General features: G+C 45.1%; 24 protein-coding genes. 13 read left to right on the forward strand and 11 right to left on the reverse strand.

The window, feature by feature from the left end; genetic code table 11:
• Positions 1 to 16: 16 nt before the first annotated feature.
• The 11 genes from F8C82_RS02555 (at position 17) to F8C82_RS02600 (ending at position 15,066) form a co-directional block, all read left to right on the forward strand.
• On the forward strand, positions 17 to 1,063 hold the full coding sequence (locus F8C82_RS02555; protein WP_151691862.1) for an alpha/beta hydrolase: 1,047 nt from the start codon (positions 17 to 19) through the stop codon (positions 1,061 to 1,063).
• Between the two features lie 14 nt (positions 1,064 to 1,077).
• The gene (locus F8C82_RS02560) at positions 1,078 to 2,598 is read left to right on the forward strand and encodes a sodium:solute symporter family transporter (RefSeq protein WP_151691863.1); all 1,521 of its coding nucleotides are present in this window, start codon (positions 1,078 to 1,080) and stop codon (positions 2,596 to 2,598) included.
• The gene (locus F8C82_RS02565; protein WP_151691864.1) at positions 2,591 to 4,069 is read left to right on the forward strand and encodes an AMP-binding protein; all 1,479 of its coding nucleotides are present in this window, start codon (positions 2,591 to 2,593) and stop codon (positions 4,067 to 4,069) included. Before F8C82_RS02560 ends, F8C82_RS02565 begins: the two co-directional genes overlap by 8 nt.
• Positions 4,070 to 4,126: 57 nt before the next feature.
• On the forward strand, positions 4,127 to 5,563 hold the full coding sequence (locus F8C82_RS02570) for a tetratricopeptide repeat protein (RefSeq protein WP_151691865.1): 1,437 nt from the start codon (positions 4,127 to 4,129) through the stop codon (positions 5,561 to 5,563).
• 152 nt (positions 5,564 to 5,715) lie between these two features.
• The gene (locus F8C82_RS02575; protein WP_151691866.1) at positions 5,716 to 6,222 is read left to right on the forward strand and encodes a hypothetical protein; all 507 of its coding nucleotides are present in this window, start codon (positions 5,716 to 5,718) and stop codon (positions 6,220 to 6,222) included.
• Between the two features lie 105 nt (positions 6,223 to 6,327).
• Complete coding sequence (locus F8C82_RS02580; RefSeq protein WP_151691867.1) at positions 6,328 to 7,893, forward strand: hypothetical protein; 1,566 nt, start codon at positions 6,328 to 6,330, stop codon at positions 7,891 to 7,893.
• A gap of 2 nt (positions 7,894 to 7,895) precedes the next feature.
• The gene (locus F8C82_RS02585) at positions 7,896 to 8,855 is read left to right on the forward strand and encodes an alpha/beta fold hydrolase (protein ID WP_170266126.1); all 960 of its coding nucleotides are present in this window, start codon (positions 7,896 to 7,898) and stop codon (positions 8,853 to 8,855) included.
• 312 nt (positions 8,856 to 9,167) lie between these two features.
• A complete protein-coding gene (locus F8C82_RS14935) occupies positions 9,168 to 9,299 on the forward strand; it encodes a hypothetical protein (RefSeq protein ID WP_262714038.1) in 132 nt (43 codons plus the stop codon).
• A complete protein-coding gene (locus F8C82_RS02590; RefSeq protein WP_170266127.1) occupies positions 9,289 to 11,784 on the forward strand; it encodes an alkaline phosphatase family protein in 2,496 nt (831 codons plus the stop codon). The genes F8C82_RS14935 and F8C82_RS02590 overlap by 11 nt, the downstream gene beginning before the upstream one ends.
• A gap of 53 nt (positions 11,785 to 11,837) precedes the next feature.
• On the forward strand, positions 11,838 to 12,674 hold the full coding sequence (locus F8C82_RS02595; protein WP_170266128.1) for a T9SS type A sorting domain-containing protein: 837 nt from the start codon (positions 11,838 to 11,840) through the stop codon (positions 12,672 to 12,674).
• Positions 12,675 to 12,795: 121 nt separating this feature from the next.
• Entirely contained in the window at positions 12,796 to 15,066 is a 2,271-nt protein-coding gene (locus F8C82_RS02600; protein ID WP_151691871.1) for an aconitate hydratase, read from the forward strand.
• Positions 15,067 to 15,169: 103 nt separating this feature from the next.
• Here the strand turns inward: F8C82_RS02600 and F8C82_RS02605 are convergent, their stop codons facing one another.
• The 11 genes from F8C82_RS02605 to F8C82_RS02655 form a co-directional block, all read right to left on the reverse strand.
• Complete coding sequence (locus F8C82_RS02605; protein ID WP_151691872.1) at positions 15,170 to 16,015, reverse strand: hypothetical protein; 846 nt, start codon at positions 16,013 to 16,015, stop codon at positions 15,170 to 15,172.
• Between the two features lie 90 nt (positions 16,016 to 16,105).
• The gene (locus F8C82_RS02610; protein ID WP_151691873.1) at positions 16,106 to 16,381 is read right to left on the reverse strand and encodes a DUF6095 family protein; all 276 of its coding nucleotides are present in this window, start codon (positions 16,379 to 16,381) and stop codon (positions 16,106 to 16,108) included.
• Between the two features lie 33 nt (positions 16,382 to 16,414).
• A complete protein-coding gene (locus F8C82_RS02615) occupies positions 16,415 to 17,077 on the reverse strand; it encodes a hypothetical protein (protein WP_151691874.1) in 663 nt (220 codons plus the stop codon).
• Positions 17,078 to 17,197: 120 nt separating this feature from the next.
• The gene (locus F8C82_RS02620) at positions 17,198 to 18,388 is read right to left on the reverse strand and encodes an aspartate aminotransferase family protein (protein WP_151691875.1); all 1,191 of its coding nucleotides are present in this window, start codon (positions 18,386 to 18,388) and stop codon (positions 17,198 to 17,200) included.
• Between the two features lie 27 nt (positions 18,389 to 18,415).
• A complete protein-coding gene (locus tag F8C82_RS02625; RefSeq protein ID WP_151691876.1) occupies positions 18,416 to 18,910 on the reverse strand; it encodes a hypothetical protein in 495 nt (164 codons plus the stop codon).
• Positions 18,907 to 19,329 carry a hypothetical protein gene (locus F8C82_RS02630; protein WP_151691877.1) on the reverse strand — a complete coding sequence of 141 codons (423 nt, stop codon included), beginning with the start codon at positions 19,327 to 19,329 and terminating at the stop codon, positions 18,907 to 18,909. The genes F8C82_RS02625 and F8C82_RS02630 overlap by 4 nt, the downstream gene beginning before the upstream one ends.
• A complete protein-coding gene (locus F8C82_RS02635; protein ID WP_223279419.1) occupies positions 19,326 to 19,901 on the reverse strand; it encodes an RNA polymerase sigma factor in 576 nt (191 codons plus the stop codon). The genes F8C82_RS02630 and F8C82_RS02635 overlap by 4 nt, the downstream gene beginning before the upstream one ends.
• A gap of 82 nt (positions 19,902 to 19,983) precedes the next feature.
• Positions 19,984 to 20,934, reverse strand: coding sequence for a transketolase family protein (locus F8C82_RS02640; protein WP_151691878.1), 951 nt, complete (start codon positions 20,932 to 20,934; stop codon positions 19,984 to 19,986).
• 1 nt (position 20,935) lies between these two features.
• The gene (locus F8C82_RS02645) at positions 20,936 to 22,321 is read right to left on the reverse strand and encodes a vWA domain-containing protein (protein WP_151691879.1); all 1,386 of its coding nucleotides are present in this window, start codon (positions 22,319 to 22,321) and stop codon (positions 20,936 to 20,938) included.
• Positions 22,321 to 23,211, reverse strand: coding sequence for a transketolase (locus F8C82_RS02650; RefSeq protein ID WP_151691880.1), 891 nt, complete (start codon positions 23,209 to 23,211; stop codon positions 22,321 to 22,323). The genes F8C82_RS02645 and F8C82_RS02650 overlap by 1 nt, the downstream gene beginning before the upstream one ends.
• Before the next feature lie 27 nt (positions 23,212 to 23,238).
• Positions 23,239 to 23,796, reverse strand: a complete 558-nt coding sequence (locus F8C82_RS02655) for a YfiT family bacillithiol transferase (protein ID WP_223279421.1) — start codon at positions 23,794 to 23,796, stop codon at positions 23,239 to 23,241.
• Positions 23,797 to 23,856: 60 nt separating this feature from the next.
• Here F8C82_RS02655 and ychF point away from each other — a divergent pair, with 60 nt between their 5' ends.
• Together ychF and F8C82_RS02665 are read left to right on the forward strand one after the other, a co-directional pair.
• A complete protein-coding gene (gene ychF / locus F8C82_RS02660; RefSeq protein WP_151691881.1) occupies positions 23,857 to 24,948 on the forward strand; it encodes a redox-regulated ATPase YchF in 1,092 nt (363 codons plus the stop codon).
• 152 nt (positions 24,949 to 25,100) lie between these two features.
• Positions 25,101 to 26,951 carry a DNA topoisomerase IV subunit B gene (locus tag F8C82_RS02665; protein WP_151691882.1) on the forward strand — a complete coding sequence of 617 codons (1,851 nt, stop codon included), beginning with the start codon at positions 25,101 to 25,103 and terminating at the stop codon, positions 26,949 to 26,951.
• The last annotated feature ends 1 nt before the right edge of the window (position 26,952 follow it).

Genomic DNA, 26,952 nt, shown 5'->3' on the forward strand with positions numbered 1-26,952 from the left:
CTCAAAAAGAAAACGGATGTTGCACACAAAGAAGATCAAAACGCCCTCCCTCACTCAGCATATCATTACCAACGATGTATCTTCAGATGAGGTGGTTCTATTCATTCACGGAAATGCAAGTAGCAGCGTTTTTTGGGAAGAACAAATGGAGATGCTTCCACCAAATTATCGTTCCATCGCGGTAGATTTAAGAGGGTATGGTGAAACAGAACCTGTCGTTCACGATGCCACTCAGGGATGCCTTCAATGGGCGACTGATATTCTTGAACTCATGGATGAACTGAAAGTGGAAAAGTGCCATGTTGTTGGTCATTCCATGGGAGGTTCAGCCGTATATAACCTCTTAACCATCGCTCCAGATCGCATTGTAAGTGCAACTCTGGTTGCTCCTGCATCACCTTTTGGTTTTGGAGGAACAAAGGATGAAATCGGTACCCCGTGTTATTCAGATTTTGCGGGAAGTGGAGGAGGAACGGTGAATGCAGAATTCGCGCGTAGAATGAAAGAAGGTGACACTTCGGAAGAAGATCCAAATGCGAGTCCACGGGTAGTGATGAACAGTTTTTATTGGAAACCACCGTTCCGTCCGGCGCGTGAAGAAAAGCTTCTGCTTTCCATGATTTCAGAACGCGTAGGTGAGGATGCTTACCCTGGAGATTTTGTGGCATCAGAAAATTGGCCGAATGTGGCTCCTGGGATTTATGGTCCTGTGAATGCGAGCTCTCCTAAATACGCAATTCCTGCTGCTGAGAAATTGATGAAGTCGGGAATCCAGACTCCCATTTTATGGGTGAGAGGTAGCGATGATCAAATTGTATCAGACAACTCTTTCTTCGAGATGGGAACTTTGGGGAAATTGGGTTTGATTCCAGGTTATCCAGGTGAGGAAGTCTATCCTTCACAACCCATGATTGCTCAAACTCGCTATGTACTTGAAAAGTTGAAAGAGGGAGGAGCTACTTACAAAGAGGTAGTTATTGAAGAAACAGGACATACCCCTTACATTGAAAAACCATCCGAGTTTGCTGCCGTATTTCATACACATCTGAAGGAAACCGCCTAATTCCAGTTTGAATTATGACAGAATCTGCGTCATCATCGATGGTATGGGCAACGGCAGCCTTGCTTGTTCTCTATATGGGAGTCATTCTGTTTTTTGTGATCCGCGGAGCACTGCGGACCAAGAATATGGATGACTATGCTTTAGGAAGTATTGCTTTCTCTCCCGTGGCCATAGGCTTGGCGTTGGCAGCGTCGATGACCAGTGCGGCAACGTTTATCATCAATCCAGGAATCATTGCTTATTTCGGCATTCCTGGCGTTTTGTCGTACGCCCTTGTAATGCCTGTGGCCGCTCTCGCTTCCTTGGTAATTCTAACTAAGAGATTTCGCAAGCACGGAAGTACAGCCAAAGCCCTCACAATGGCGCAGTGGATGGGGTCGAAGTTTAAGCACGAGGGAATGGAACGCTTTTTTGCGTTTTTGTCGATGTTATTAATCACTTTCATTGTGCTGATTTGCGTGGGACTCACGCAAGTGATTTCGAAGAGTTTGGATGCTGATCCTGTTTATGTCTTACTGGGCGTTGTGGTTTTCGTCTTTGGGTACATGATGTTTGGAGGTGCGAATTCTATGGTTTACACCAATACTATTCAAGCCCTTCTTATGTTGGTAGTAGCCTTTATCTTATTGGGTTCTGGCTATGAACACTTCAGCAATGGGGTTCATGGCTTCATCGATAAGTTGGGCGCGATCGATTCGAAGTTAATTCAAACCACAGATGCTTCTAGTCCGCTATTCCGCGACTATTTTGAGATTGTTTTTTGTCAGATTATCATCGGGATAGCGGTGATATTCCAGCCTCACATCATTACCAAATCGCTTCTCCTCAAGGATGAGAGAGATGTCAATAAGTACTTGTTCACAGGCATAACGGTGGAGATTCTCTTCTTCCTCGTTGTGCTTGTTGGACTGTACGCAAGACTTGAATTTCCAGACCTAACCATGGGGGGGGCGCCTATCAAGGTGGATGAAGTGGTCTCTACATACGTGGTAAATGAGTTTCCCGTATATCTCGGACTTTTGGTTGTTTTGGGATTGATATCTGCCGGTATCTCTACGCTTGAAGGATTGATTCAATCTCTAAGCACAACCATTACAGCGGATATCATACTTCCGTTATCGGGTCGAAAGAAAGCCGAGAATATGGAGGAAATGAAGAAACAGGTCGTGTTGAATCGATGGGTGATCGTACTGCTAGCCGTTGTGGCTTTTGCTTTTTCCTATCAGCAAATTGTGCACCCAAATTTGAGTGTTGCCATCTTCGCTCAAAACGGAGTTTATGCGTATTTCGCAGCAGCCTCTATTCCAGTTTGTATGGGTCTATTTTTCCCATCGGTTAGTGGCAAGACTGTGTTTTTATCAGCGGTAGCAGCCGTTGTGGTTCACTTTGGCATTTACTATTTGAGATTGGGTAGTTATATGCAAATGGAAACTCGAAATCCAGCTATTCCAGCAACCTTTGCAATTCTCTCAGCAGTGGTAATTGCCGTTGTTTTTCATCAACTTACAAAGTCTAAAAATACAAGTAATGTATAGCACCGACTGGTTTTCGAAATGGAGTGTGTACAGTCCCGATAAGGTGGCGCTGAAAGACGCTTCAACCGGAGAAACCCGCACCTATGCAGAGTTGAATAAAGAGGGCGAAGCACTCGCCTTGTACCTGCACAGAAATCACGGCTTGAAGAAAGGTGACCGCATTGCAGTGGTGTCGGATTTCGGTATGCCGTATTTTATTCTTTTCGCCGCGGCGCAAAAGCTGGGCTTTGTACTGGTTCCTCTTAACCAGCGCTTGGCTCCAAGAGAAATTGAATACTTGCTCAACAATAGTGAACCCATCCTTCTGGTATACGAAGACAAATATGCTAGCCTCGCCAACCATGCTAACCAAAGTCTCGGCATTCTTTCGTTGACCAATGAGGATATTCACCGTTTTTCGTTAACTCAAATTGATGGGGATTTGCCAGGTGGTCCGGATATGGACGATCCTATCTTCATCTTGTATACCTCTGGGACTACAGGATTTCCCAAAGGAGCTCTGTACACGCACAAAATGATGATGTGGAATAGTCTCAATACGGCCCTTCGACTTCACATCACGGCCTTTGATCATACGTTAATGGTGATGCCACCTTTTCACACTGGGGGCTGGAACGTGTTGACCACTCCTTTTTTGCACTTTGGCGCTTCAGTCACTCTATTACCCAAGTTTGAGGCAGATCGTGTATTGGAACTGTTGGAGCAAGAAGGAACTACGCTGTTTATGGCGGTGCCAACGATGGTTAAGATGTTGGCAGATAGTCCCGTTTTTAACCACGTAACGCTTGAAAAGCTCCGCTATTTTATTGTGGGGGGAGAAGCCCTGCCAATTCCCATGATTGAAAAATGGGCGTCGAAAAATGTGATGATTCGTCAAGGGTACGGCTTGACAGAAGTGGGAACAAACGTCACTTCGTTACCGGCAGAGGACGCTATTCGCAAGAGGGGCTCCATCGGATTTCCGAATTTCTACATTGAGAGCAAATTGGTGAAGGAGGATGGTAGTGAGGCAGGGCCGAATGAACTTGGAGAGTTTTGGTTGCGAGGCCCAGTGGTGACACCAGGGTATTGGAAGAATCCGGAGGCAACCAAGAAGAGCATTGTGGATGGGTGGTTTAAAACAGGCGACCTTCTTCGCAAAGATGAAGAAGGCTATTTGTATGTAGTAGATCGCATCAAGAACATGTTTATTTCAGGCGGTGAAAATGTTTATCCAGCGGAGATTGAAAAATATTTAGTGACGCATCCCAATGTGGTGGAAGTGGCTGTTGTAGGCGTTCCCGATGAGAAATGGGGTGAAGTAGGTAAAGCGGTTTTGGTGGTAAACGCCGAAATGACAGTAGAGGAAGTGAAGGCTTTTTGTGTGAAGGGATTGGCTAAGTTCAAGGTTCCTAAACATTTTGTGTTCACCGACAAATTACCTCAAACGGATTCGGGGAAAATCGACAAGAAGGGGTTAGCGGAAGCATAATCACTTTTCTGTCTGACCTCTTGATAAGTCAATCCTCACGTTTGTTATCTTTAGTGAATGAAGCAGAAGTTGGCCAAATTCACCGAGTTTGCAGAGAACCTCTTTCCGCACGAAGTTTACTACCTATCGCGTATTGAGAATTTTCAAACCCCAGAGAACAAGGGGATTTTTGAAGTGATTCTCTACAATTTAGACCATCGCGCAGATCCACGGGCCTTTGATGAATCCATAGACAAGCGCAAGTATTCCAACTTGAAGAAATGGATAGATGAGAAGCTGAATGAAGCAGACGTCGATCATCAACTTAGAGTGATTCAAGAGCTTGAGGCTAAAGTGCTGCTCGATCAAGTAGATAAACGCACAGAGAACGAAATTCAAAAGTGGCTACAGCGCGGTGTTCCTTCTCATTATTACTTCCGCAAGATCTATGAATTAGCCCAGCATTATGAGCATTTCCTCTTGATTCGCCTCAGAGAAAATGCGGGAGCTAAAGTGGGTGCTTACCTCGATCAGTACAGAGCCAACTTTGAATATGCCCAAGAGGTGTTCAATAAATTACAGCAGGCTACTTCGGATATCATCAGCGAATATCGAAACCGTTCGGAAACGCATTTGGGTTGGGAAGATTTTCTAACGCGAGTGGTTTACAGTGAGAATATAGATGGAATGAATCAGTATTCTGCCTTTATTCGATTGTCCCTGCTTTACTCCAACCGCGGTGATTACCACAAGCTAGAAGGGTTGTACAATTATATTGATGACCGTTTTGTGGAAGGTCGCTATTACTCCAAGCGGATTTTGGCAAATTATTACGCCAATCGTCTTTTGTATACCAGCCGATTCAATAGTCTCGATGAAGCGGAGCAGTTTGGCTATTTGAGCATCAAGTATAAGAATGCCGACTATCTCTTCTATTTGACGAATCTGGCAGCCGTACTCATTCGCCAAGGTAAGTCCGAACGTGCCTTGGGTTTGCTTCGAGAGGCTTTTCCCGAGATGCGACAAACCAACAGCTTGCACAACAAGGTTGGTTTTATCGCCTTTTACATCAAGTGTATGGTTGATATAGGAAGGGTGAAGGAAGCAGAGGCATTTGCCGATTCGTACTTAAAGGCATATCCTAAACAAGTGATGAACGGAAGATGGCATTTGTTCTTTGTGGCCTACTTCCGATCTCTTATGATACAAGAGAAATACGGTCGTTTGCTATATCTCGATCACCATTTTAAGATTGAGAGTTTAGATAGAGCAAACCGAAGTAGTCATTCATATCTCCCCACAATAAGCTGGTATATCAGTATTGCTCGATTTGTTGAGCATGGAGGTGATCCGGATTCACTGATAGCAGATATGAAGTCGGCCTTGCGAGGTGTGGAGCTTTCTGGGAAGCGTGCAGAACGCGTAAAGCGCATCTATGATGAGCTGATAGAAGTAGCTCCACAAGTGTTGAAAAAAGGAAAGTCAGCCATCTTTGATGAAGTTCTAGAGGTTTGATTCACAGAATGTTATTTTCAAGATGGCCCAGATGTTACTCTTTGGTCAATCTAGACGAACGATAGAGTGAGGTGATGTGGGATAGAGACAATATTAACTTAGTGTGAAGTTACTTGAGTGTAACCCATAACAACCCATAATTACTAGTCAAAATGAAGAAATTAATCAACCTATCGCTCGCACTCGTAGGTTTTGCAGTGATCGCGACGTCCTGTAAGAAAGACGAAACGAACGACGACAATAACAACAACACGGCGCAGGGTATACAAGGCGAATGGCAATCATCTGGTGACGATGTTGCCCCTCTTCTCGCAGCATTGTTCGGAACCGATTCCATCTATGCGAATTTCGCTATGGATATGAGCTATACTGTAGAGCAGTATGATTCAACTGGTGCAAAATTGACACTTTCAGGTGTGTATACTCAAACCAAATCAGGAGTTGGTGATATCTGGACCATCACCGTGAACCAATCTTCTCCTGCGGCTTTGGATAGCGAAGGTATTTTTGAAGTCACCAATTCAACGATGTTGTACGAAATTGTTCAAACCAACCCAGATATAGGTGCTGTTCCTCCTACAGCTGCAGGCGGATTCGGTAGTACCAATGGAGGTGCTCTGGGAATGATGAATGTTCAGACATATCAAAAGATTGAGTAACCAAAACTTTTGAGTATTGGAAAAGGCGGACTTTCCGATTGACCGAAATCAAACCGGTCGAATGATCGGGGAATCCGCTTTTTTCATGCCCTTTATCCAACAGCCATGAAGAAATTACTACTTGCCATTTGCTTGTCTACTGGTGTGGCTTTTGGCCAAGTTGAGCCAGCAGGTGGGACGAGTGTTTTTGACAAGGAACTTCCACAGGATAGCGAACGCGAATTTCAGTTTATCGCGTATTGGTATAGCCAGGCGGTTTCGTCAAACTACTATCCCACTAACGACTTTCTCAAAGGTCAGGTGATTGGTCGATTGTTCGGTCAAAATACTACGCAAACTTCGGCGGAGAATACATCGCTATATGTGGAACAGCGTCTTCTTCCATTCTTTATCTATCAACCTAAATTATTCAACGGGAGGGCCGTTTTGCGCGCTTCTTTTGAAATCGATTTTACCTGGGGAGATGTGGCATATGGAACAGGGGGTAACTTTGGGGGAGCGGTTTCAGCAGATCAAGTAAACATTCAGACTCAAAACGTTGAATTGGAGTTTATTCCATTTAAGAATTGGACCATTAATCTGGGGCTTCAACGCATGTTTGACAATCCGTACAACCCTTACCGTACCTTGTTTGATTACCAAACACAAACGGGCTATCGTTTAATGTATTGGGGGACCGATGCTTCTGGTATTACGGCTCGTTACCAAGGCGATTACAACCGTTGGAAGTTTGGAGCATGGAAGTTCTATGAAAATCAAGTTCAGGAGAATGATGACGTGAGTATGTACGAGGTGATGTACGAACGTGACATTACCCAGAACTGGCGCTGGGGTGGAAGTGTGAATTACGTACGCGACCGTGCCAATGGTGAGGGAGGACCCTCCATTCTTGGTCAGGGTTTGAACTCTACCCTCAGTGAATACAACGGTACATTCCGCTTTCCTTTAGGAGGTAATCCCTATAGAGCTGATATCTTCTGGTTGGGGAGCTTTTGGAGTAGAAACGTGAATTACACCAGTGATCGCTTTATGACAACAGGTTTCGTTAAGTACAACCTTGGTTCGGTAGACACTTTAGTCGCTAACGAAAATTACGCTCAACGCGCTTCCATTGGAGGTCTAGCAGTGAATTTGCACGGTGGGTATCGCTACGGTATAACGAAAGGGGATGTCTTGACGGTGGATTTCCTCTATACAGCTGGAGATGGGAATGGTATCAATGACAACCACTACAGCGGAGTGATGACAGGGAATAACTGGGGTTCTCCTGTAAGTGTTTGGATTAGCCATGGTGCCTATATCCTGTTCCCACATGGGAATGTTGTAAACCGTTTTGTAGCGGCTGTTAATGATGTATCCAACTTGGGGTACGGACTTACGGGAGGTACTGTTAATCTTTATCATGACATCATTCCGAACAAGTTAAACGCGAAGATTGGTGCGGCATCTGCCATTAGTAATGTTGCGCCGCCCAACGGTGGATTCTTAATGGGAGTTGAGGCCAATGGCAGGTTGAGCTGGGCTCCGAAGGTATACATGAACCTAGAACTCCATGCGGCATATATGTGGCTGGGTGACTTTTACGATAGCGGACGTGTGAATGGCGGAAATGCCGAACGTCCGGTTAATCCTTGGACCGTATTTCTCGGATATAAATGGCTAATGTTCTGATCATGAAAAGAGGTATAAAATATTTTCTCGCCATTGGAGTCACAGCGCTGATGGCGGCGTGTGCAACTCCGTACGCCGAGATTGAAGGCCTTGGTTCGATGGAGAACGACCTTCAATATCCATTTGAAGTGAAACGTCAAGCTCTCAGTTTTGGTGGAGAGGTAGCCTATGTAGATGAAGGTTCTGGTGATCAAACCATTATTTTAATTCACGGGCTAGGTAGCTATTTGCCTGCATGGAAAAAGAACATTCCTGCATTGGCTGAGAACTACCGTGTGATAGCCCTCGATCTCCCAGGGTATGGGAAGTCGTCCAAAGGAGCTTGGGAAGGAAGTTTAGAGTTCTTTTCTGAGTCGGTTATTGAATTAGCCGATAGTCTTGGTATTGATCAATTCGTTTTGGGCGGACATTCAATGGGGGGGCAAATTACCATCGTCACAGCATTGGAACACCCAGAACGAGTAACAAAATTGATTCTTGCTGCACCAGCGGGTTTCGAAACTTTTCACGACGGAGAAAAGGAGTGGTTTCGATCCGTTGCAACCCGCAGCTTAACTCGTCTAGCAAAGCCTAAAACCATTCAGGAGAACGTAGAAATCAACTTCTATAGCATGCCAGACGATGCAGAGTTTATGATCCGCGATAGAATTGCCATGCGTTCTGCAGCTGATTTTGAAGGCTATGCCTACATCATTTCAAAGTCCATCGTTGCCATGGTAGACCGACCAGTTTTTGATTACCTCAATCAGATCCATCAACCTACACTTGTCTTTTTTGGTGAAGGTGATCAATTGATTCCCAATCGTTACTTAACTGGAGGTGAAACTCAAAAAATCGCCGAAAGCGGAAGTGCTCAAATTCCCAACTGCACCCTTCACATGGTTCCAAAGGCTGGGCACTTTGTACACTTTGAACAATCGGAGTTTTACAATGAGAAGGTGAAGGAGTTTATGGGGTTGTAGAGGTTTGATGGGTTTAAGGAGTTTAAGGGGTTTAAGGAGTTTTAGGAGTTGGATGGCGGATGTTTGGTGACGGGTGTTGGATGACGGGTGTTGGATGACGGATGACGGATGACAGGTGACAGGTGACAGGTGACAGGTGACAGGTGTAGGATGACAACCTACAACTCTCTACTACCGCGAGAATCCTATCGCGTGGGTATCCAGGTGTAGGGATGCTTGGTGATGGGTGTTGGATGACAGGTGCTGGATGCTGGAAGATTGGAGCCTAGTGTTCTGCCCAATACCGCCCTCCATTTCCCCTATCTTTGCGTCATGCACAAAAAACCAAAACCGATTTCCTATACCGTGCCTAAGGAGGGATCTTTGGCCTTGTTGGCTCTTGGAGCGGTTGGAATCCGAGCATGGCGGGAAGCAAAGCAAAAGGCGGAAAAGGATGAAGAATAAACTTCTAGTCATCGGTTGGGATGCAGCCGATTGGTCGGTTTTGAATCCTTTGTTACAATCGGGGAAGATGCCTGCTCTTGCACGCCTGATGAGCGGTGGTTTTCATGGGAAATTGGCTAGCTTACAGCCCATGTTGTCTCCCTTGCTATGGACGTCTATCGCAACGGGAGTGCGTCCTCATCAACATGGAGTATTGAACTTTGTAGAGGTAGATCCTCAGGGTGATTCGGTTCGCGCTGTTCGAGGAAGCTCGAGGAAGGTGAAGACGTACTGGGAGATTCTCTATGAAAGAGGAGTGAAGTCTAACGTGATTGGTTGGTGGCCTTCACATCCTGCGGGTAACTCAGGAGGAGTTCAGGTTTCAAATTTCTACAACAGATCAGGAGATGTGGAGCTGGATCCTCTTTTAGAGGGGACCGTGTTTCCTCCGAAGAAGTCAGATGAGTATGCATCACTTCGCGTTCATGCTACAGAAATGACGTCTCGCATTTTAGCTCCATTTTTCCCTCATGCTGACACTTTAGATGGCAGCGATGGTCTCTTGAGTTCTTGTGCCAAAATCATAGCGGATGCGTCGAGTATTCAAGCAGCTGTGACAGAAGCGATGGCTACAACAGAGTGGGATGTGACTTCCGTTTATTGGGATGCATTAGATCACTTTAAGCACGTGGCCATGAAGTACCATCCTCCACGTGCAAAGGATGTTTCTGAGGAAGATTTTAAGAAGTATAGCGGTGTTGTTGAAGCGGGCTATCGCTTTCACGACATGATGCTAGATCGTCTACTTGATTTGGCTGGAGATGATTGCCATGTTCTCTTGTTGTCGGATCATGGATTTACAACAGGCGAAGAACGGTTGAGTAATACTCCTGATATTCCCGGTGGCCCTGCCGCAGAACATCACCCATTTGGGATTTTGGTAGGGAAGGGCCCAGAATGGAAAACGGGAGAAGTCTATGGTCATTCGTTGCTCGATATTTGTCCGGCAATTTTACATTTGTTCCGAGCCCCACTGGCCGAGAATTTTGAAGGTCGATTGCCGAGAGAATGGTGGAAACACCCGTATTCTTCAAAGAGTGTTGCTTCTTATCCTATAGAATCTGAAGCGTTAGCAGGCAGCTCACAAGATGAAAGGCGACTCCTTTCGGATTTGCAAGCTTTGGGTTATATATCACTTCCAGATGACGATGCACTCGCCAAGCGCGCAGTTGAAGGTGATTCGCGATACAATAAAGTCACTTCGCTTTTGGATGGGCGCCTGCTTCAATCCGCAGAGAACGAATCAGAGCGGTTGTTCATGGATTTTCCGAATGAATCGCGATTTGCATATCAGTATTTGGGCATCTTACTTATGACGAATGACGTGCGTTTCTCGAGTGAGTTGACTCGAATTTCAGCGCGTTTCCCTTCGATATCCGCACAGTACTTTCACGGTATGGAAGCGCTTCGAAGTGGGTTTCCAGGAAAAGCGGTGCAGTATTTTAACGAGGTTCTAGTCAATGTTGGAAGTCAGCCGAATATTGAGGTTTCCATCGCCAAAGCATTACACTCCTCCGGAGCAACAAACGAGGCAATTGAGATATTGAAAAAGGCAAGTGAAGCACACTCCAGACTACCATTCGCGCCCTTGGCTTTGGCGGTGATTTACGACCAAATCGGTGATTCTTCCAAAGTGATCATTTATGCAATTACTGCCATAGAGCGCACATTCTACCTTCCAGAAGCTCATGCACTTGTTGCAAAAAACTCTTTGAATTTAGGGGATGTGGAATCTGCCGAGGCCGCCTATCGTCTCCTCTTGCATATGCGACCTAGTGATGAGGTGAGTAGAAAGGCCTTGCAACAGATTTTAAAGGATTCAGGTAGAAGTGAAGAAGCGAATTCTTTGCATAGAGAAGAACAGTCGCCTCAAATAATCGTAACCGGCTGGCCGCGTTCAGGTTCTTCAATGATGATGCTCATGTTGGAAGCAACGGGATTGGAATTGTTTCGTGACACCCATCGTGAGGCCGACGATTCGAATCCATATGGTTATTTTGAACATGAAGCGATTACCCGAACACACGTGGATGCTTCATGGTTAGATCTTGCCAAGGGCAAAGTGGCTAAAGTGTTGCACCCTCAGTTTCGTCAACTTCCGGGCGACCGAAGCTATCTTGTAATCTGGATGGATCGTCCTCTTACAGAAGTGGTGTTAAGCCAGGAAGTGATGCTTGGCAAAGAGAAGGAAACCGTCATGAATCACTTTCCATTTGGAAAAGCCATGCAGATGCAAGTTGAGATGGACGCCACTTTGAGTTGGGCGGAATCTGCTGGAAATATGCAGATGTTAAGGGTTAGCCACAATCATTGTCTACTGCACACGAAGGAAGTGGTTCAAAGCGTTGTTGACTTTTTAGAAAAGGGAGGAGTACATCGTACATGGAATTTCGAGGCCATGGAAAACGCAGTCGATTCCGCCTTGTACCGGTCTCGATTGACTTAGTTTCTCCCGCGGATTATCGAATATTTGCCTCGCATTTAGCATCTTTGCGCACGATGAAAGACCAGAAGAAGAGTAAGCTTACCCAGTATACCGCAATGGCGGGTGCTGTATTAGGAACCAGTGCTGTACAAGCACAGATCAATTATGTCAATATCAATGATACTACCGTAGATACCAATGGCGGGTATTACGATATCGACTTAGACAGTGACAGTTCACCGGATTTCCGAATTACTCAATACCTCGATACCGGAGCCACCGGTATGTTGGATGGAATTCTCATCACTCCGTTTGATAGTTTGTACAGTAGAGTTGCTGGAGAACTTGAGAACGGATTCAACTATCCGTTTAAATTACTTCCGGGCGACAGTATTCAGTTGGATACCAAGTGGTCGGGGAATACCCAGACATCACCGGGTTATTTGGTCTTTCAGTTCGATGGAACACCTTATCCAAACTCCTATTGGAAAGGTCCCGTTTCCAACGGTTATCTGGGACTTCGCATCATGAAAGATGATGGCTTCCACTTTGGATGGGCTCGTATAGACGTTGCTGCTGATAATCGCAGTTTTACGGTGAAGGATTTTGCATACGAAGAAACTTTGGAAGGTTCTATTCTAGCTGGTGCACCTCATCTTTCGGTCATTGAGCGCATGTTAGAGCAATTGGTGATTGGTCAAGGTGAAGGAGTCTTGTATCTCACAAAACCATCCGAGTACAAGGTGGTAGATGTTCGAGTTTACAACGTGTCTGGAACAGAAATCACTCGAATGGCGTGGGAAGGTGAGCAGGCTCAAATAGATCTTTCCAATGCGCCTTCAGGAGTTTATTTAGTGGAGTTCACATACAACGGAGTACGCAACACCCGTAAAGTAGTTCACGCTCAGTAGACTACATCTATATCAATTTCGCAAATCTGTCGATTCAAGGTCTCTATAAACCTTGTTCAAGGCTTGTCTTTTCGCTATCTTCGCGAACCTCACGAGGAACTCTAACGTAAAGACATCAAACATGGTATTTGATCTAGACATGATCCGCGCTTATTATGCAGGTATGCCTGCAAAGATTGAAGCAGCGCGCAAAGTCCTTGGTCGCCCTATGACCCTGGCTGAAAAGATATTGTATACCCACTTATGGAGCGGAGAAGCTACAGAAGCCTTTGAGAGAGGTAACTCTTATGTAGAGTTTGCTCCAGACCGTGTTGCCATGCAGGATGCGACCGCCCAGATGGCATTGTTGCAGTTCATGCAGGCGGGTAAAACGAAAGTAGCAGTTCCTTCTACAGCTCACGCTGATCACCTTATTCAAGCGAGATTAGGCGCAACTAAAGACTTACAAGAAGGTATCAACAAGAACAATGAAGTATTCAACTTCTTGAGTTCTGTTTGTGATAAATACGGAATTGGCTTCTGGAAGCCAGGTGCAGGTATCATTCACCAAGTAGTATTAGAGAACTATGCCTTCCCTGGAGGTATGATGATCGGTACCGATTCTCACACTGTGAATGCAGGCGGTTTGGGTATGGTTGCTGTTGGTGTAGGTGGTGCTGACGCCGTAGACGTAATGGCCGGAATGGCTTGGGAATTGAAGTTCCCTAAACTCATCGGTGTAAAATTGACCGGGAAGTTGAACGGTTGGACAGCGCCGAAGGATGTGATCCTAAAGGTGGCTGAAATCCTAACGGTTAAAGGCGGTACAGGTTGTATCGTTGAGTACTTCGGAGAAGGAGCTGAATCTATGTCATGTACCGGTAAGGGTACCATCTGTAACATGGGTGCTGAAATTGGTGCCACCACTTCAACCTTTGGTTACGACGACTCCATGAGACGTTACTTGAACGCTACAGGTAGATCTGAAGTGGTTGAGTTGGCCGATCAAGTTGCTGAGCACCTTACAGGCGATAATGAGGTTTACTCTAACCCTGAAAAGTACTTCGATCAAGTCATCGAAATTGATCTCGATACTTTGATGCCACACTTGAACGGTCCGTTTACTCCAGATTTGGCTACAGAAGTAGGTTCAATGACAGAGAAAGCTGAGGCTAACGATTGGCCATTGGACGTAGAATGGGGATTGATTGGTTCTTGTACGAACTCTTCTTACGAGGATTTGTCCAGAGCTGCTTCTATCGCTAAGCAAGCCGTTGATAAAGGTTTGAAGACTAAAGCACAATTCGGTATCAACCCGGGTTCTGAGCAAGTGAGATACACCGCAGAAAGAGATGGTCTTTTGAAGCATTTCGAAGATCTCGACGCTACTATCTTCACCAATGCATGTGGACCTTGTATCGGTCAGTGGGGTCGTTACAGTGATCCTAAAAATGCTCCTAAAAACTCCATCGTTCACTCTTTCAACAGAAACTTTGCGAAGAGAGCGGATGGTAACCCAAATACACATGCTTTCGTAGCCTCTCCTGAAATGGTGGCTGCCATTGCAATTTCAGGTAGATTGGACTTTAACCCAATTACCGATACCCTCGTTAACAAAGACGGGATAGAGGTTAAGCTTGATCCACCACATGGTGAAGAGCTTCCTACAAAAGGTTTTGCGGTTGAAGACAACGGATACCAAGCTCCAGCAGAAGATGGTTCTAAGGTTGAAGTTATCGTGAACCCAGAATCTAGCCGCTTGCAATTGTTGACTCCTTTTGAACCTTGGGATGGCAAGAACATCACAGGTGCGAAGTTGTTGATTAAAGCAGAAGGTAAGTGTACAACTGACCACATCTCTATGGCAGGTCCATGGTTGAGATACAGAGGTCACCTTGACAATATTTCCAATAACTGTTTGATCGGTGCTGTTAACGCATTTGGCGGAGCAACCAACGAAGTTGTGAATCAATTGACAGGTGAGAAGTCAGAAGTTCCTGCAGCAGCAAGAGCTTACAAAGCTGCCGGTATTCCTACGATTGTTGTGGGTGATCACAACTACGGTGAAGGTTCTTCCAGAGAGCACGCTGCTATGGAGCCTCGTCACCTAGGTGTAAGAGCGGTAATCGTGAAATCGTTTGCTCGTATCCACGAAACCAACTTGAAAAAGCAAGGTATGTTGGGCTTGACGTTTGCGAACGAAGAGGATTACGACAAGGTAAGAGAAGACGATACCTTCAACTTTGTAGATCTTGAATCGTTTGCTCCAGGTGTGCAGTTGACTCTTGAAATTGTTCACGCTGACGGTTCTAAAGACGATGTGAAGTTGAATCACACCTACAATGAACAACAGATTGGTTGGTTCAAGGCAGGTTCAGCCCTTAACTTGATTAAGAAGCAGAACAACTCGTAATTCACGAGAAGTTCAAGCATAAAAAATCCCCGCTCGTCTGATGATGAGCGGGGATTTCTTTTTGATATCAACTCTATCGCAACCGATAGCGTTGAGGTCTAATTTATAGTAGTAGACCGATACTCAAGCGTGTCTTAAATACCAACGGGAACTCTTCAAAGCCACCTATAAAGTTGTACGACGAAGGCATTACTTCGTAGTAGTCAATATTTCCTTTAGCGGCACTTGGAAGAGTAGTGGATGTTGATCCGTAGCCCATTCCAAAACTGTAGTCGAGCACAAAGCTGTTACCCATCACATACTGCTTACCATAGCTCAGAATTAGAGCGGCACCTACAGATGATCCTCTACCACTTTCGTAGGCATAGGTGTTGTTGTTGTAGTATTCTACATCATGACCATAAGCGCTGAATGCACCTTCAATCATGAAGTAGGATCCCATCATTCGATGTGATCTTTTCTGGCGTTCCAAGTAGTATTCCGGACTCGTCATAAACTTATAGCCTACGCTAAACCCAATACCTCCGGGATTTTCTTCGTACAAGTCTTTACCCAAACCGATGATATTGGTTGAGGCGAGGAGAGATTGACCGGGCTTTAGGTTGTGTTCATACTCCACACGGAAAGATCCGTAAAGAGGAGTAAAGAATCCAACTTTCAGAGCTCTGTGACGCTGCAAGTTGTAGTCAGGCGCTGATACAATTCGCTGATCTAGTTCAAATTCATAACGTCTGCCATTCTCCATGATAATCATGGCTACTTCGCTCTTGGCAACACTAATTTGAACGCGACTGGTTTCTGTCTCTTTGTATGAGATTTCCTCAACGCCAATTTCTGTAATGTAAACATCGAGGACATCTCCGTTGCGCATGTGCAAGACGTCTTGCGCATAGCTGGAAATACTCAGGAATAGCATTCCCACAAGAGAGAATAGGAGAGATTTTTTCATAATTTAAGGATATTGGTTTGATCAAATATACCTCAAATTAGAATAAGAATTTAAGACTTGCCTCCCGAACGATTGAAAATATCCTTTCGGCTATTTATCGAAGAAAGCGTCTAAGATGATGGACAAGGCTCTGATAGTCAGTCCTACTGCGACAAACATGAGGACAATAGCAACTCCAGCCCACCACCAGTTTCCTTGCTGCAGCTCAGGTGCTCCTTTCCAATAATAGAATGCAGGTCCGAAGAAATAAAAAGGGAAGGCGATTGCCATGATATTGATCCCTTTCATCAACTTGTTCTTGTCTGTAGCCATTTTACAAATGTCGGAATTATCTAGAAAGAGTGCTGCATAAAAAAACGCGAGCATTTGCCCGCGTTCTAATTTCTGTATGGTCAATCGTTATTCAATGCAATCGAGCCATTCGGCATTGCCATAACTCCAAGTTAGATCAGAGTTGATGTTAATTCCAAAACTGGTACAAACATCGCCATCTTCATCTTCCAATTTGAGGTCGTATGTACCCGGTTGAAGATACAATGAGAAGGTACCTCCATTAGATGTAATCACATCTGACCCCAATTGATCAGAACCCCAATCTTCCTCTGGGGCCGACATGTAAACGTGATAAATCGTCCAGTCTGAATTATTGCGGATGGTGAACTTTACAGCCCCAGCTTCTCTTGTTCCCGAGGTGCTCGCATTACTGCTAGAATTATAGCCTTGGCAATCAAGTAATTCTTCGTTGCCAAATCTCCAATCGATGTCGTTGCGAATGTTTACGTTGTTCGTCACACAAACATCGTCATCTTCATCAATCATCTTGATGTCGTAGTTGGAAGGATAAACCAAGGTGGAATAACTACCTCCACTTTCGAGTACGTCATCTCCTAATCGATCTTCTCCCCAATCTTGACTATCGGAATTGGATAGATACAAGTAGAAAATGCTGTAATCAGAGTCGTTGTGAATGGTGAATGTTACCAGATCGTTTTCCGCCGCAACAAATAGAAAGGATAGGGGAACAAAAAAGAATTTGATCCACCGGGTGAGTAGAGTTTTCATCAGTAAGAGGATTAAGTTAGGACTCTTCGAATATACGATATCAGCATGTAAAATTCCGTGCCAAGATCTTTTCGAACTCACTTTCTGAAGGTAGTTTATCTACATCGTATGTAAATAACTCTAGTTCCGTGTTTTTTCGATTCCCTCTAAGATAATTTTGCAAGAGCGATCAATCTCTTCATTTGATAGGGTAAGTGGAGGTGCAATTCGCAATGCCGTTTCATTGAATAGGAACCAATCTGTAATTACTCCCTTCTCCAAACAGTACTCGATTACTTTCTGAACGCGCTCAAAAGTGTCAAGTTGAATGGCTAGCATATATCCCATACCACGAACTTCACGAATGAGGTCATGCACCAGCAGTTTTCGGAAGCGTTTTTCTCCCTCCAATGCATTTTTCCAGAGTTCGCCATCGCGAATGACTTTTAAGCTGGCTAGCGCGGCTGCACTCGAAACTGGGTGACCACCAAAGGTGGTGATATGTCCGAGTATTGGGTTTTCCTTTAAAGCATCCATGATTTCCTTTCTGGATACAAATGCTCCAATAGGCATTCCGCCTCCCATTCCTTTAGCGAGGGTTACGATATCAGGTCGAACATTTTCTCTTTGGAAGGCGAACAGTGATCCGGTTCTACCAAAACCAGCTTGAATTTCATCGAAGATTAAAAGTGCACCAACTTCATCACACTTCTCGCGAAGAGCAGCTAAATATCCTGGATGGGGAGGAATGTAACCCGCTTCACCTTGAACGGTCTCTACAATTACAGCTGCTGTATTAGAATCAATGTGGTCGAATTCATTTACATCGTTAAATTCAAGGTGAACAATGCCAGGAAGGAGGGGGCGATATCCTCTCCGAAACTCCTCATCCCCTATAATGGATAAGGCTCCCTGTGTGCTCCCGTGGTAGGCTTTATTGAAGGCGACAAGTTTGCGTTTCCCCGTAAAACGCTTTGCCAATTTCATGGCGCCTTCTATGGCTTCAGAACCACTGTTTACTAGGAATACATTATCGAGATCGTATCCCAAAGCCTCGGTAAGAGCATGTGCCAATTCCGCTTGTGGACTTTGGATGAACTCGCCGTAAACCAGCAAGTGCATGTGTTTATTCACTTGCTTGATAATCGCGTCCACAACATCAGGATGGCGATGGCCAATATTACTAACAGAGATTCCTGAGATGAGGTCTATATAAGGTTTCCCATTTACATCCCAAATGGTGCAGCCTTCGGCTTTTTCCATTTCGAGTGCCAATGGGAAATCTGTAGTCTGTGCCAGATTGGCAAAGAAAAGTTGTTTTGTACTCGCCATGCGGCGAAGGTACGAAAGGGGCAGTGATTATTCCGGGCGAGAGCCACGTCCTCTTTGAGGATAATCTCTTTCAGGGCGACCTCGATTGGAGATTCGACGGATCAACTCTCTTTTGAATTTTTCCTGGGCCATATAGAGTAAGGCGACCTTTTTAGGAGATAATACACTGAGGTATTTCGTGTGGTATTCTTTCTTCAAATTGAGCTCACGTTGATCGAGTTCAAACATGGTTAGCATTTCCTCGGCTAACTCCTCTTCGTCTGCGTTGGTCAATTCTGGATTACGCATTCGTCGTTCCATAATGGCATGGCGCTCCCGTCGGATCACTTCCATTTTAGCTTCGAACTCATTGTGCAAGGGCCAAAACTTTTGGGCTTCTTCGGTGGAGAAGTCTACCTGTTCGGTGATGTATGCAATTCTCATTGCATCAATTCTCTCTCTACCGCGATCATCTGGTTCTTGGGCATGTCCGTAAAGAGGGAGTAAAAATGCGAGTAACGTGAGTTTTACTAGTGCTTTCATCCGTTCAATAGATTATAAATTTCTTCGTCGCTGAATTCGTTGAGTAGTTGTTCTACGTTGAGTTGTTCGTCGTCTATATTTTCGATTTCCTCGGTGTCAAAAAGAGTTTGATCCTCGCCAAAGGCTGAATAAAGCAAGTCCCCATCAAGGTCGATGTATCCCGCACGGTACACATCCATTAAATCAACTTTCGCTATTTCGTTGAATGGATCTATTGCAGCTGGGGTAGAACCGGGGATGGCAAAGTACAAGAGTGCGGCAACACAAGCGGCCGAGGCAACGGGAATCCAAACGGGGATACGCTTGATCTTTGTGCGCCTTTCTACCGAAACATCCGAAATGGATTTCAAGCGCGTCGCATTCTTCTCAAGGAAGTCTTGAGGAATGTGAATACCGTCCTTCTTTTTGTGATTACTCATGATGCTTCTTTGATGCTTAAATCTTCAAATTGTTTAAAACGAATCACTTCAGACTCAATCTTTTTTACGGCATGATGGTAACTCGCCTTCAAAGCGCCTTCACTGGTTGACGTGATTTCCGCGATTTCTGAATAAGGGAGTTCATCGAAATAGCGCATTTGAAAAACCAATCGCTGCTTGGCTGGAAGCGTGTCAAGCGCCCTGTAGAGTGCTACCATAGCTTCATCTCCATCAAAAAAAGAACTGGCCTCCAGCTGCTCCGTTACCAAAGGGTCAGAAGTGGTCATCCATTTCTTCTTTTTTCTCAAATACATCAGGGCTTCATTGGATGCAATCCGGTAAGTCCAAGTACTCCATTTACTCTTGCCTTCAAATTTCTCCAAGTTCTGCCAGATCTTGATAAAGGTGTCTTGCAGTAAATCGAGGGCTTCATCGTGATCACCAACAATCCTCAAGATAACACGCAGTAATTGTTCTTGTTGAGTTTCAACAAGAGCATTGAAGGCGCCTTTAAAGTTGTGCGCTTCGTAGAGTTGAGTGATGTTTGCTTCGGTCACGTTGCTTTGATGCAAGCTAGAGTGTTTCGTTTAAAGGTAGGTACAAAAAAAGTCCCGCCGGGTAGGCAGGACTTTCGTATTCATTTCGAAGATGTTCTTACTTGCGCTTCATTACCTTTTCAGCAGCAGCCACAATGTTTTCTTCGCTGAGACCATACTTGATCATAAGTTGATCTGGAGTTCCAGATTCTCCGAAGCTGTCGTTTACAGCCACGAATTCTTGTGGAGTAGGAGTAGAAGTAGCGAGAAGTTGAGCAACGCTATCGCCCAATCCACCGTTCATTTGGTGCTCTTCTGCCGTAACTACACATCCCGTTTTGCGAACCGAAGCTAAGATGGCTGCATCGTCGAGGGGCTTAATTGTATGAATGTTGATGACTTCCGCATCAATACCTTTTGCCTCTAATGCATCTGCTGCTTGAAGAGCTTTCCATACCAAGTGACCATTGGCAATGATGGTAACATCTTTTCCTTCCTTGAGCATTTGTGCCTTGCCAATTTCAAACTTCTCGTTAGGATCGGTGAAGTTGGCTACCTTCGGGCGACCAAAACGGAGATAAACCGGACCATTGTGTTCAGCAATAGCAATGGTAGCTGCCTTGGTTTGATTGTAGTCACATGGAGAAATGACGGTCATGCCAGGAAGCATTTTCATCAATCCGATGTCTTCCAAAATTTGGTGAGTTGCTCCGTCTTCTCCAAGAGTAAGACCCGCGTGTGAAGCACAAATCTTCACGTTCTTGCCAGAGTAGGCAATGGACTGACGAATTTGATCGTAAACGCGACCTGTAGAGAAGTTGGCAAAAGTACCTGTGAAAGGAATCTTACCACCGATGGTCATACCTGCGGCAATGCCCATCATGTTTGCTTCCGCAATACCGGTTTGGAAGAAGCGATCTGGAAAATCGTTTTTAAAGGCATCCATTTTAAGGGAGCCGGTGAGGTCTGCACAAAGTGCTACAACATCAGGGTTGTTTTTGCCAAGTTCGTGAAGGCCTGCTCCAAATCCGGAACGAGTGTCCTTGCTTCCGCTGTCCGTATATTTCATCTCACTGAATTTTGACTATGGTTGAATTGCCCGTGGATACGGTAAATGATTCTGTCTTACTGTACGAAGTGTTTTGCGCTGATTGCACACGGAAGATCACCTTGTAATTTCCCGGTTGCAACGCAAAGGATTGTCGGCTACTGGTTGGATCTAAATCCACTACCCATTCAAGTTCATCGCCTCTCATTACGAAGATGGCTCCCGGTCCAGGGGCAATGGTTTGAAACGTAACAGTACCCGGCGTTGGAATGGCTACGCGAGTAGAAGTGCTTTGATCTATTCGCACGCCATTTTGATAAATTCTAGGCAGCGTTAAAATCTCTAGGTCATATATGCCCGTGAGGTATTTCTGCTCTGTGTTGAACCGTTGTGTGTTAACGGTGGCCATTGTGTTGTGTTTTCGCACAATGGTAATTGGCATGTCGTTGTTGCGCGGAGAGCCCATTCTCAACTCTAGCGAACCTTGTCCCGCTTTTGCACCCACATGATTGTGTCTTCCGGCTACAATTCGAATGGAATCCGTTCTAACGGGTGGAATGGTGTGAACCACCATGTCGTAGGTTACTAACGGATCTAGGTAGATTGTATCTGGATAGCCTCTAAAATTCATCGTGTGAACAAAGGACTCTTCCAATTTTCCAGAGGTGTGATTGTAGAGCGTGATTGGAACATCTGTCTCCGATGCCGATCCGTTGTCATCTATCAAATTGATTTGCGCGGTGGTGTTGTTGAGCGCCTGACTAATCACTACCCCAAGAACTTCTCGGAAGGTGTTTTCATCGGCTGCATCATAATAATTCCCCACGCATTCAAACGTTTCGCGGAACTCCATATCCAATCCAATTCCAATTACAAAAGGCTTCAAAATGATGCCTCTGCTTTGGAGCATTCTAGAAACTGCACAAGGATCACCATCACACTCTTCAATACCGTCGGTAATCAAGATGATAATGTCTCTACAATTGTCGCATGGAGGAAAATCCGAAGCGGCGCGCTCCAGCGACCGTGCAATGGGCGTAGTGCCCTTTGGGATGATGCTTCGAAGCGTTCGCTTAATTCGATTGAAATTGTTATCGGCAAACGGCACCTCCAGATGTGTATCGTTACAATCTTGAGGCGGAGAAGGCTTCGTATGACCATACACGCGAAGCCCTAACTGGAAATTTTCAATGCGGAGTGAATTCAGACTATCCAACATTTGTGTCATCAAACGTTGAGCAACCGTAATCTTTTTATCCGATTCCCATCGTCCATGCATGGATCCAGAGCCATCGAAAATAAAGAGAATACGCGTAGTTGGGGGATTGTCATTTTGAGCATGCACCCCAAAGCCCATCCCCAAAAAGAGGAGGGTTAAGAAGATATGTCTGAATTGAGCTCTATGCATTAATAGTCAGCCAGTGTAGATGGAAGCTGGGCAAGTGCCGCTTCGAGTTGCTCGTCGTTTGGAGCAATTCCGTGCCATTTGTGTGTACCTTCCATAAAGTCGATACCGGCACCCATCTCTGTTTTCATAACGATACAAACTGGTTTTCCTTTTCCAGTTCTCGATTTTGCTTCATTTAGACCTGCGATTACTGCATCGAGATCGTTTCCTTTCTCAATAGTCATCACATCCCAACCAAAGGCTGCAAACTTGCTACCGATGTCGCCCATAGGAAGAACGTCATCTGTAGAACCGTCAATTTGCTGACCATTGGCATCGATGGTACAGATCAAGTTGTCAATTTTCTTACCAGCTGCATAAAGCGCTGCTTCCCAAATCTGACCTTCTTGAAGCTCACCGTCGCCATGTAGACTGTATACTAGGTGAGAGTCGTTGTTCAATTTTTTTGCTTCCGCTGCACCAATGGCAACCGACATACCTTGTCCAAGGGAACCACTAGCGATGCGGATTCCTTCAAGACCTTCGTGAGTAGTAGGGTGACCTTGGAGACGAGAGTTGATTTTCCGGAAAGTATTCAATTCGTCAACTGCAAAGAAGCCGTTGCGTGCAAGAACACTATAGTAAACTGGGGAAATGTGACCATTGGATAGGAAGAACAAATCCTCATTGATGCCGTCCATAGTGAAGTTGGCAGCGTCGTATTCCATCATTTCGCCGTAAAGGGCTACAAAGAATTCTGTACAGCCCAAAGATCCACCTGGGTGACCGCTATTCACGGCGTGTACCATTCGTACAATATCTCTGCGAACTTGTGTACAAAGTTCTTTTAATTCAGTGTTGGCCATCTGAGTATCAGTTGTAGATTGAATATCGCGGGCAAAGGTACACATTACCGACCTATATAGAGGAGCAAATTTTTAGTGCTTTCCACCATTTTTCAACGCTATGCGAATATGAGCTAGATGATGATCTCCATGCCATGCGTATAAGCCGCATTGCTCGTAAACACTAACGTTGACTTTGTTTTGAGGATGATAAAACGTTCGACTTAACTCATCTTCTGATAGGGTTCTTAACAAGTAAGTCCATCGCGTATGTATCCCCTCTATCCATTTTAAACTGATGTTGATAGGTAAGTCAGAAGCGTCGGGTAGAGACGACCATTTTACCTCATTGTACGTTTTGATTTCTGGCTGGTCTTCAGTCAGTGCCCACTTTATTCTTGTAAGCCCATGCATGTGGCTGTCAGCGAGGTGATGAACCAATTGTCGTACGTTCCAACTTCCGTCGCGATAAGTTGCATCCAACTTTGAAGGCTCAACGTTGTACAGTGTTTGTCCCAATTCAAAGGGGAGACGTTCAATGCGTTGAATCCAGTGGTCGAGGAGGTCGGTTGAAAAATCATTGGGCATGCTGAAGGTGCCAATTGGATATTTCAAGTCCATCTGGTTTGGATCTAATTTCGTCTTTGTCATGGGTTTTACAGCTGTGGAGTCAATCTCATTTCCTACTTTTGCCGCCTCAAATCACGCAGTATGAAATGTGGCATCGTAGGCTTACCGAATGTAGGTAAATCAACTCTATTCAACTGTTTGAGCAATGCAAAGGCTCAAGCGGCAAATTATCCTTTCTGTACAATCGAACCCAATATGGGAACGGTGAACGTACCTGATCCGAGGATTTACAAGCTCGAGGAGTTGGTGAATCCAGAGCGTGTGATGCCTGCAACGGTTGAGATTGTTGACATTGCCGGATTGGTGAAAGGTGCGAGTAAAGGCGAAGGATTGGGAAACAAGTTCCTCGGTAATATTCGCGAGTGTAATGCAATCATTCACGTATTGCGTTGTTTCGAAAACGGGAACATCACACATGTTGATGGAAGTATCAACCCTGTTCGCGACAAAGAGACGATCGACACGGAACTTCAGCTTAAGGATCTTGAAACGTTGGAAAAGCGTTTGGAGAAAGCAAAGAAGAACGCCAAAGGATCCAACAAGGAGGCATTTCGCGAGGTGGATATGATTCAACGTCTTACCGCTTTTGTGGAAGAGGGAAAGTCGGTGCGTGGATTTGAGCGAAACGATGAAGAAGCCGAGTGGTTGGAAGATTATCAACTACTTACAGATAAGCCGGTTCTTTACTTGTGTAACGTTGAAGAGTCGAATGCCGCTACTGGAAACGATCATGTAGAAGCCGTTCGCAAGGCGGTGGCAGACGAGAATGCTGAGGTGATTTTTATCGCAGCTGCAACCGAAGCCGATATTGCTGAATTGGAATCTTACGAGGAACGCGAGATGTTCTTGGAAGAGGCGGGATTGTCCGAGCCAGGTGTGAATCGCGTTATTCGCGCTGCATACAGCTTGTTGAAATTGCAAACCTACTTCACCGCCGGAGTGAAAGAAGTAAGGGCATGGACAATTCCTCAAGGATGTACCGCACCACAAGCTGCTGGAGTAATTCACAGCGATTTTGAAAAGGGTTTCATCCGTGCAGAAGTAATCTCTTACAGCGATTACGAGAAGTATAAGACTGAAGCTGCTGCCCGTGAGGCTGGTCGATTACGTGTAGAAGGGAAGGAGTACATCGTTCAAGACGGCGATGTGATGCACTTCCGTTTTAACGTGTAAAACCACGTCTAATCATCTGAATACGAGTATTCCACAATTTGTGGAGAAATACTGTTAAAAAGTTGCTTTCCGACACCTCGGGGTAGGTCGGCTAAATGCTTATTTTTAGCCATTATTGGAGAAATTACACTCTTTTAAGCTACCTCTATCCTATGTCAGGAACACAGTATACAGAAGATAATATTCGGAGTCTAGATTGGAAGGAACACATCCGCCTTCGTCCTGGTATGTATATCGGGAAACTCGGCGATGGTACTTCACCAGATGATGGTATCTACATTCTTCTGAAAGAGGTGATTGACAACTCGATTGATGAGTTCGTCATGGGCGCTGGTAAAACCATTGAAGTTTCTATTCGCGACGGAGTGGTGACCGTACGAGATTACGGTAGAGGTATTCCGTTGGGAAAAGTGGTGGACGTGGTTTCAAAGATGAACACTGGTGCCAAGTACGATTCCAAAGCGTTTAAGAAGTCGGTGGGTTTGAACGGTGTGGGTACCAAAGCGGTTAACGCATTGTCGAGTACTTTCCGCGTTCAAGCAGTTCGAGATGGAGAAACGAAATACGCCGACTTTGAAAAGGGGAACCTCGTTGAGGAGTCGAGCGTAGAACCCACCTCGCAGAGAAAGGGGACAAAAGTTCAGTTTACTCCAGATCCATCTATCTTCTTAAATTACCGCTATCGCGATGAGTACGTTTCCAAAATGCTTTGGAATTACGTTTATCTCAATCCGGGTCTGACGATTTATTTCAACGGTGAGAAGTACTACTCTGAAAATGGTCTGAAAGATCTATTGGCAGATAACCTCACAGGAGAGATCATGCACGATATCATTCACCTTAAAGGTGAGGATATCGAAATTGCATTGACCCACGCAGAGCGCTCTCAAAGTGAACAGTATTACTCGTTTGTAAACGGTCAGCATACCACGCAAGGAGGTACGCACCAATCTGCTTTGCGAGAGGCCTTGGTGAAAACGATTCGCGATTTTTACGGCAAGAACTACGACGCTTCAGACATTCGTCAGAGTGTGATTGTAGCCATCAGTGTAAAAGTGATTGAACCCGTGTTCGAGAGTCAGACTAAGACCAAGCTCGGTTCAAACGATATCGGTCCAGATGGACCATCACTTCGAACGTTTGTAAACGATTTCCTCAAGAATAGTCTCGATAACTTCCTTCACCGAAATTCGGATGTAGCCGATACCATCCAGAAGAAGATCATCCGCGCAGAGCGCGAGAGAAAAGAGTTGAGTGGTATTCAGAAATTGGCTCGCGAACGCGCTAAGAAAGCCAGTTTACACAACCGCAAACTTCGCGATTGTAAGATTCACTACGTGGATAACAAGGACGAACGTCACGGTGAAACCACCCTCTTTATTACCGAGGGTGATTCAGCATCGGGATCGATTACGAAAAGTCGGGATGTGAAAACTCAGGCCGTATTCAGTTTAAAAGGGAAACCGCTGAACTGTTACAGCTTGACCAAGAAGGTGGTGTACGAAAACGAAGAGTTTAACCTCCTCCAAGCGGCCTTGAACATTGAAGATGGCTTGGAAAACTTGCGTTATAACAACGTGGTGATTGCAACCGATGCCGACGTGGATGGTATGCATATCCGCCTTTTATTGATTACCTTCTTCTTGCAGTTCTTCCCAGAACTCGTTCAAGAAAGACATTTATATATTTTGCAAACCCCGCTCTTCCGAGTGCGCAATAAAAAGGAGACGATTTATTGTTACAGCGAGGAAGAGAGGAGAGCAGCAATGCTCAAATTAGGTAGTAAACCGGAAATTACTCGATTTAAGGGTTTGGGTGAAATCTCCCCAGATGAGTTTAAGTACTTCATTGGGGATGAGATTCGCTTGGAACCTGTGCTTTTGGGACCTGGGCAGAAAATCGAAGACATTTTGGAATTCTACATGGGTAAGAACACACCTGAACGTCAGGAGTTCATTATCAGTAATTTGCGTGTTGAAAAGGATCCTGTAGAAAACCAGTAGA

This window comes from Phaeocystidibacter marisrubri, from assembly GCF_008933165.1.
In the GTDB taxonomy this organism is placed as follows: domain Bacteria; phylum Bacteroidota; class Bacteroidia; order Flavobacteriales; family Schleiferiaceae; genus Phaeocystidibacter; species Phaeocystidibacter marisrubri.

Bases quoted from the DNA above. Each gene is read 5' to 3' on its own strand.
- F8C82_RS02615 (WP_151691874.1), bottom strand. From the start codon at position 17,077: ATGAAAACTCTACTCACCCGGTGGATCAAATTCTTTTTTGTTCCCCTA.
- F8C82_RS02625 (WP_151691876.1), bottom strand. From the start codon at position 18,910: ATGAAAGCACTAGTAAAACTCACGTTACTCGCATTTTTACTCCCTCTT.
- F8C82_RS02630 (WP_151691877.1), bottom strand. From the start codon at position 19,329: ATGAGTAATCACAAAAAGAAGGACGGTATTCACATTCCTCAAGACTTC.
- F8C82_RS14935 (WP_262714038.1), top strand. From the start codon at position 9,168: ATGCACAAAAAACCAAAACCGATTTCCTATACCGTGCCTAAGGAGGGA.
- ychF (WP_151691881.1), top strand. From the start codon at position 23,857: ATGAAATGTGGCATCGTAGGCTTACCGAATGTAGGTAAATCAACTCTA.
- F8C82_RS02555 (WP_151691862.1), top strand. From the start codon at position 17: ATGTTGCACACAAAGAAGATCAAAACGCCCTCCCTCACTCAGCATATC.
- F8C82_RS02565 (WP_151691864.1), top strand. From the start codon at position 2,591: ATGTATAGCACCGACTGGTTTTCGAAATGGAGTGTGTACAGTCCCGAT.
- F8C82_RS02620 (WP_151691875.1), bottom strand. From the start codon at position 18,388: ATGGCGAGTACAAAACAACTTTTCTTTGCCAATCTGGCACAGACTACA.
- F8C82_RS02605 (WP_151691872.1), bottom strand. From the start codon at position 16,015: ATGAAAAAATCTCTCCTATTCTCTCTTGTGGGAATGCTATTCCTGAGT.
- F8C82_RS02640 (WP_151691878.1), bottom strand. From the start codon at position 20,934: ATGAAATATACGGACAGCGGAAGCAAGGACACTCGTTCCGGATTTGGA.
- F8C82_RS02600 (WP_151691871.1), top strand. From the start codon at position 12,796: ATGGTATTTGATCTAGACATGATCCGCGCTTATTATGCAGGTATGCCT.
- F8C82_RS02655 (WP_223279421.1), bottom strand. From the start codon at position 23,796: ATGACAAAGACGAAATTAGATCCAAACCAGATGGACTTGAAATATCCA.
- F8C82_RS02580 (WP_151691867.1), top strand. From the start codon at position 6,328: ATGAAGAAATTACTACTTGCCATTTGCTTGTCTACTGGTGTGGCTTTT.
- F8C82_RS02665 (WP_151691882.1), top strand. From the start codon at position 25,101: ATGTCAGGAACACAGTATACAGAAGATAATATTCGGAGTCTAGATTGG.
- F8C82_RS02610 (WP_151691873.1), bottom strand. From the start codon at position 16,381: ATGCTCGCGTTTTTTTATGCAGCACTCTTTCTAGATAATTCCGACATT.
- F8C82_RS02575 (WP_151691866.1), top strand. From the start codon at position 5,716: ATGAAGAAATTAATCAACCTATCGCTCGCACTCGTAGGTTTTGCAGTG.
- F8C82_RS02650 (WP_151691880.1), bottom strand. From the start codon at position 23,211: ATGTGTACCTTTGCCCGCGATATTCAATCTACAACTGATACTCAGATG.
- F8C82_RS02590 (WP_170266127.1), top strand. From the start codon at position 9,289: ATGAAGAATAAACTTCTAGTCATCGGTTGGGATGCAGCCGATTGGTCG.
- F8C82_RS02595 (WP_170266128.1), top strand. From the start codon at position 11,838: ATGAAAGACCAGAAGAAGAGTAAGCTTACCCAGTATACCGCAATGGCG.
- F8C82_RS02570 (WP_151691865.1), top strand. From the start codon at position 4,127: ATGAAGCAGAAGTTGGCCAAATTCACCGAGTTTGCAGAGAACCTCTTT.
- F8C82_RS02645 (WP_151691879.1), bottom strand. From the start codon at position 22,321: ATGCATAGAGCTCAATTCAGACATATCTTCTTAACCCTCCTCTTTTTG.
- F8C82_RS02585 (WP_170266126.1), top strand. From the start codon at position 7,896: ATGAAAAGAGGTATAAAATATTTTCTCGCCATTGGAGTCACAGCGCTG.
- F8C82_RS02560 (WP_151691863.1), top strand. From the start codon at position 1,078: ATGACAGAATCTGCGTCATCATCGATGGTATGGGCAACGGCAGCCTTG.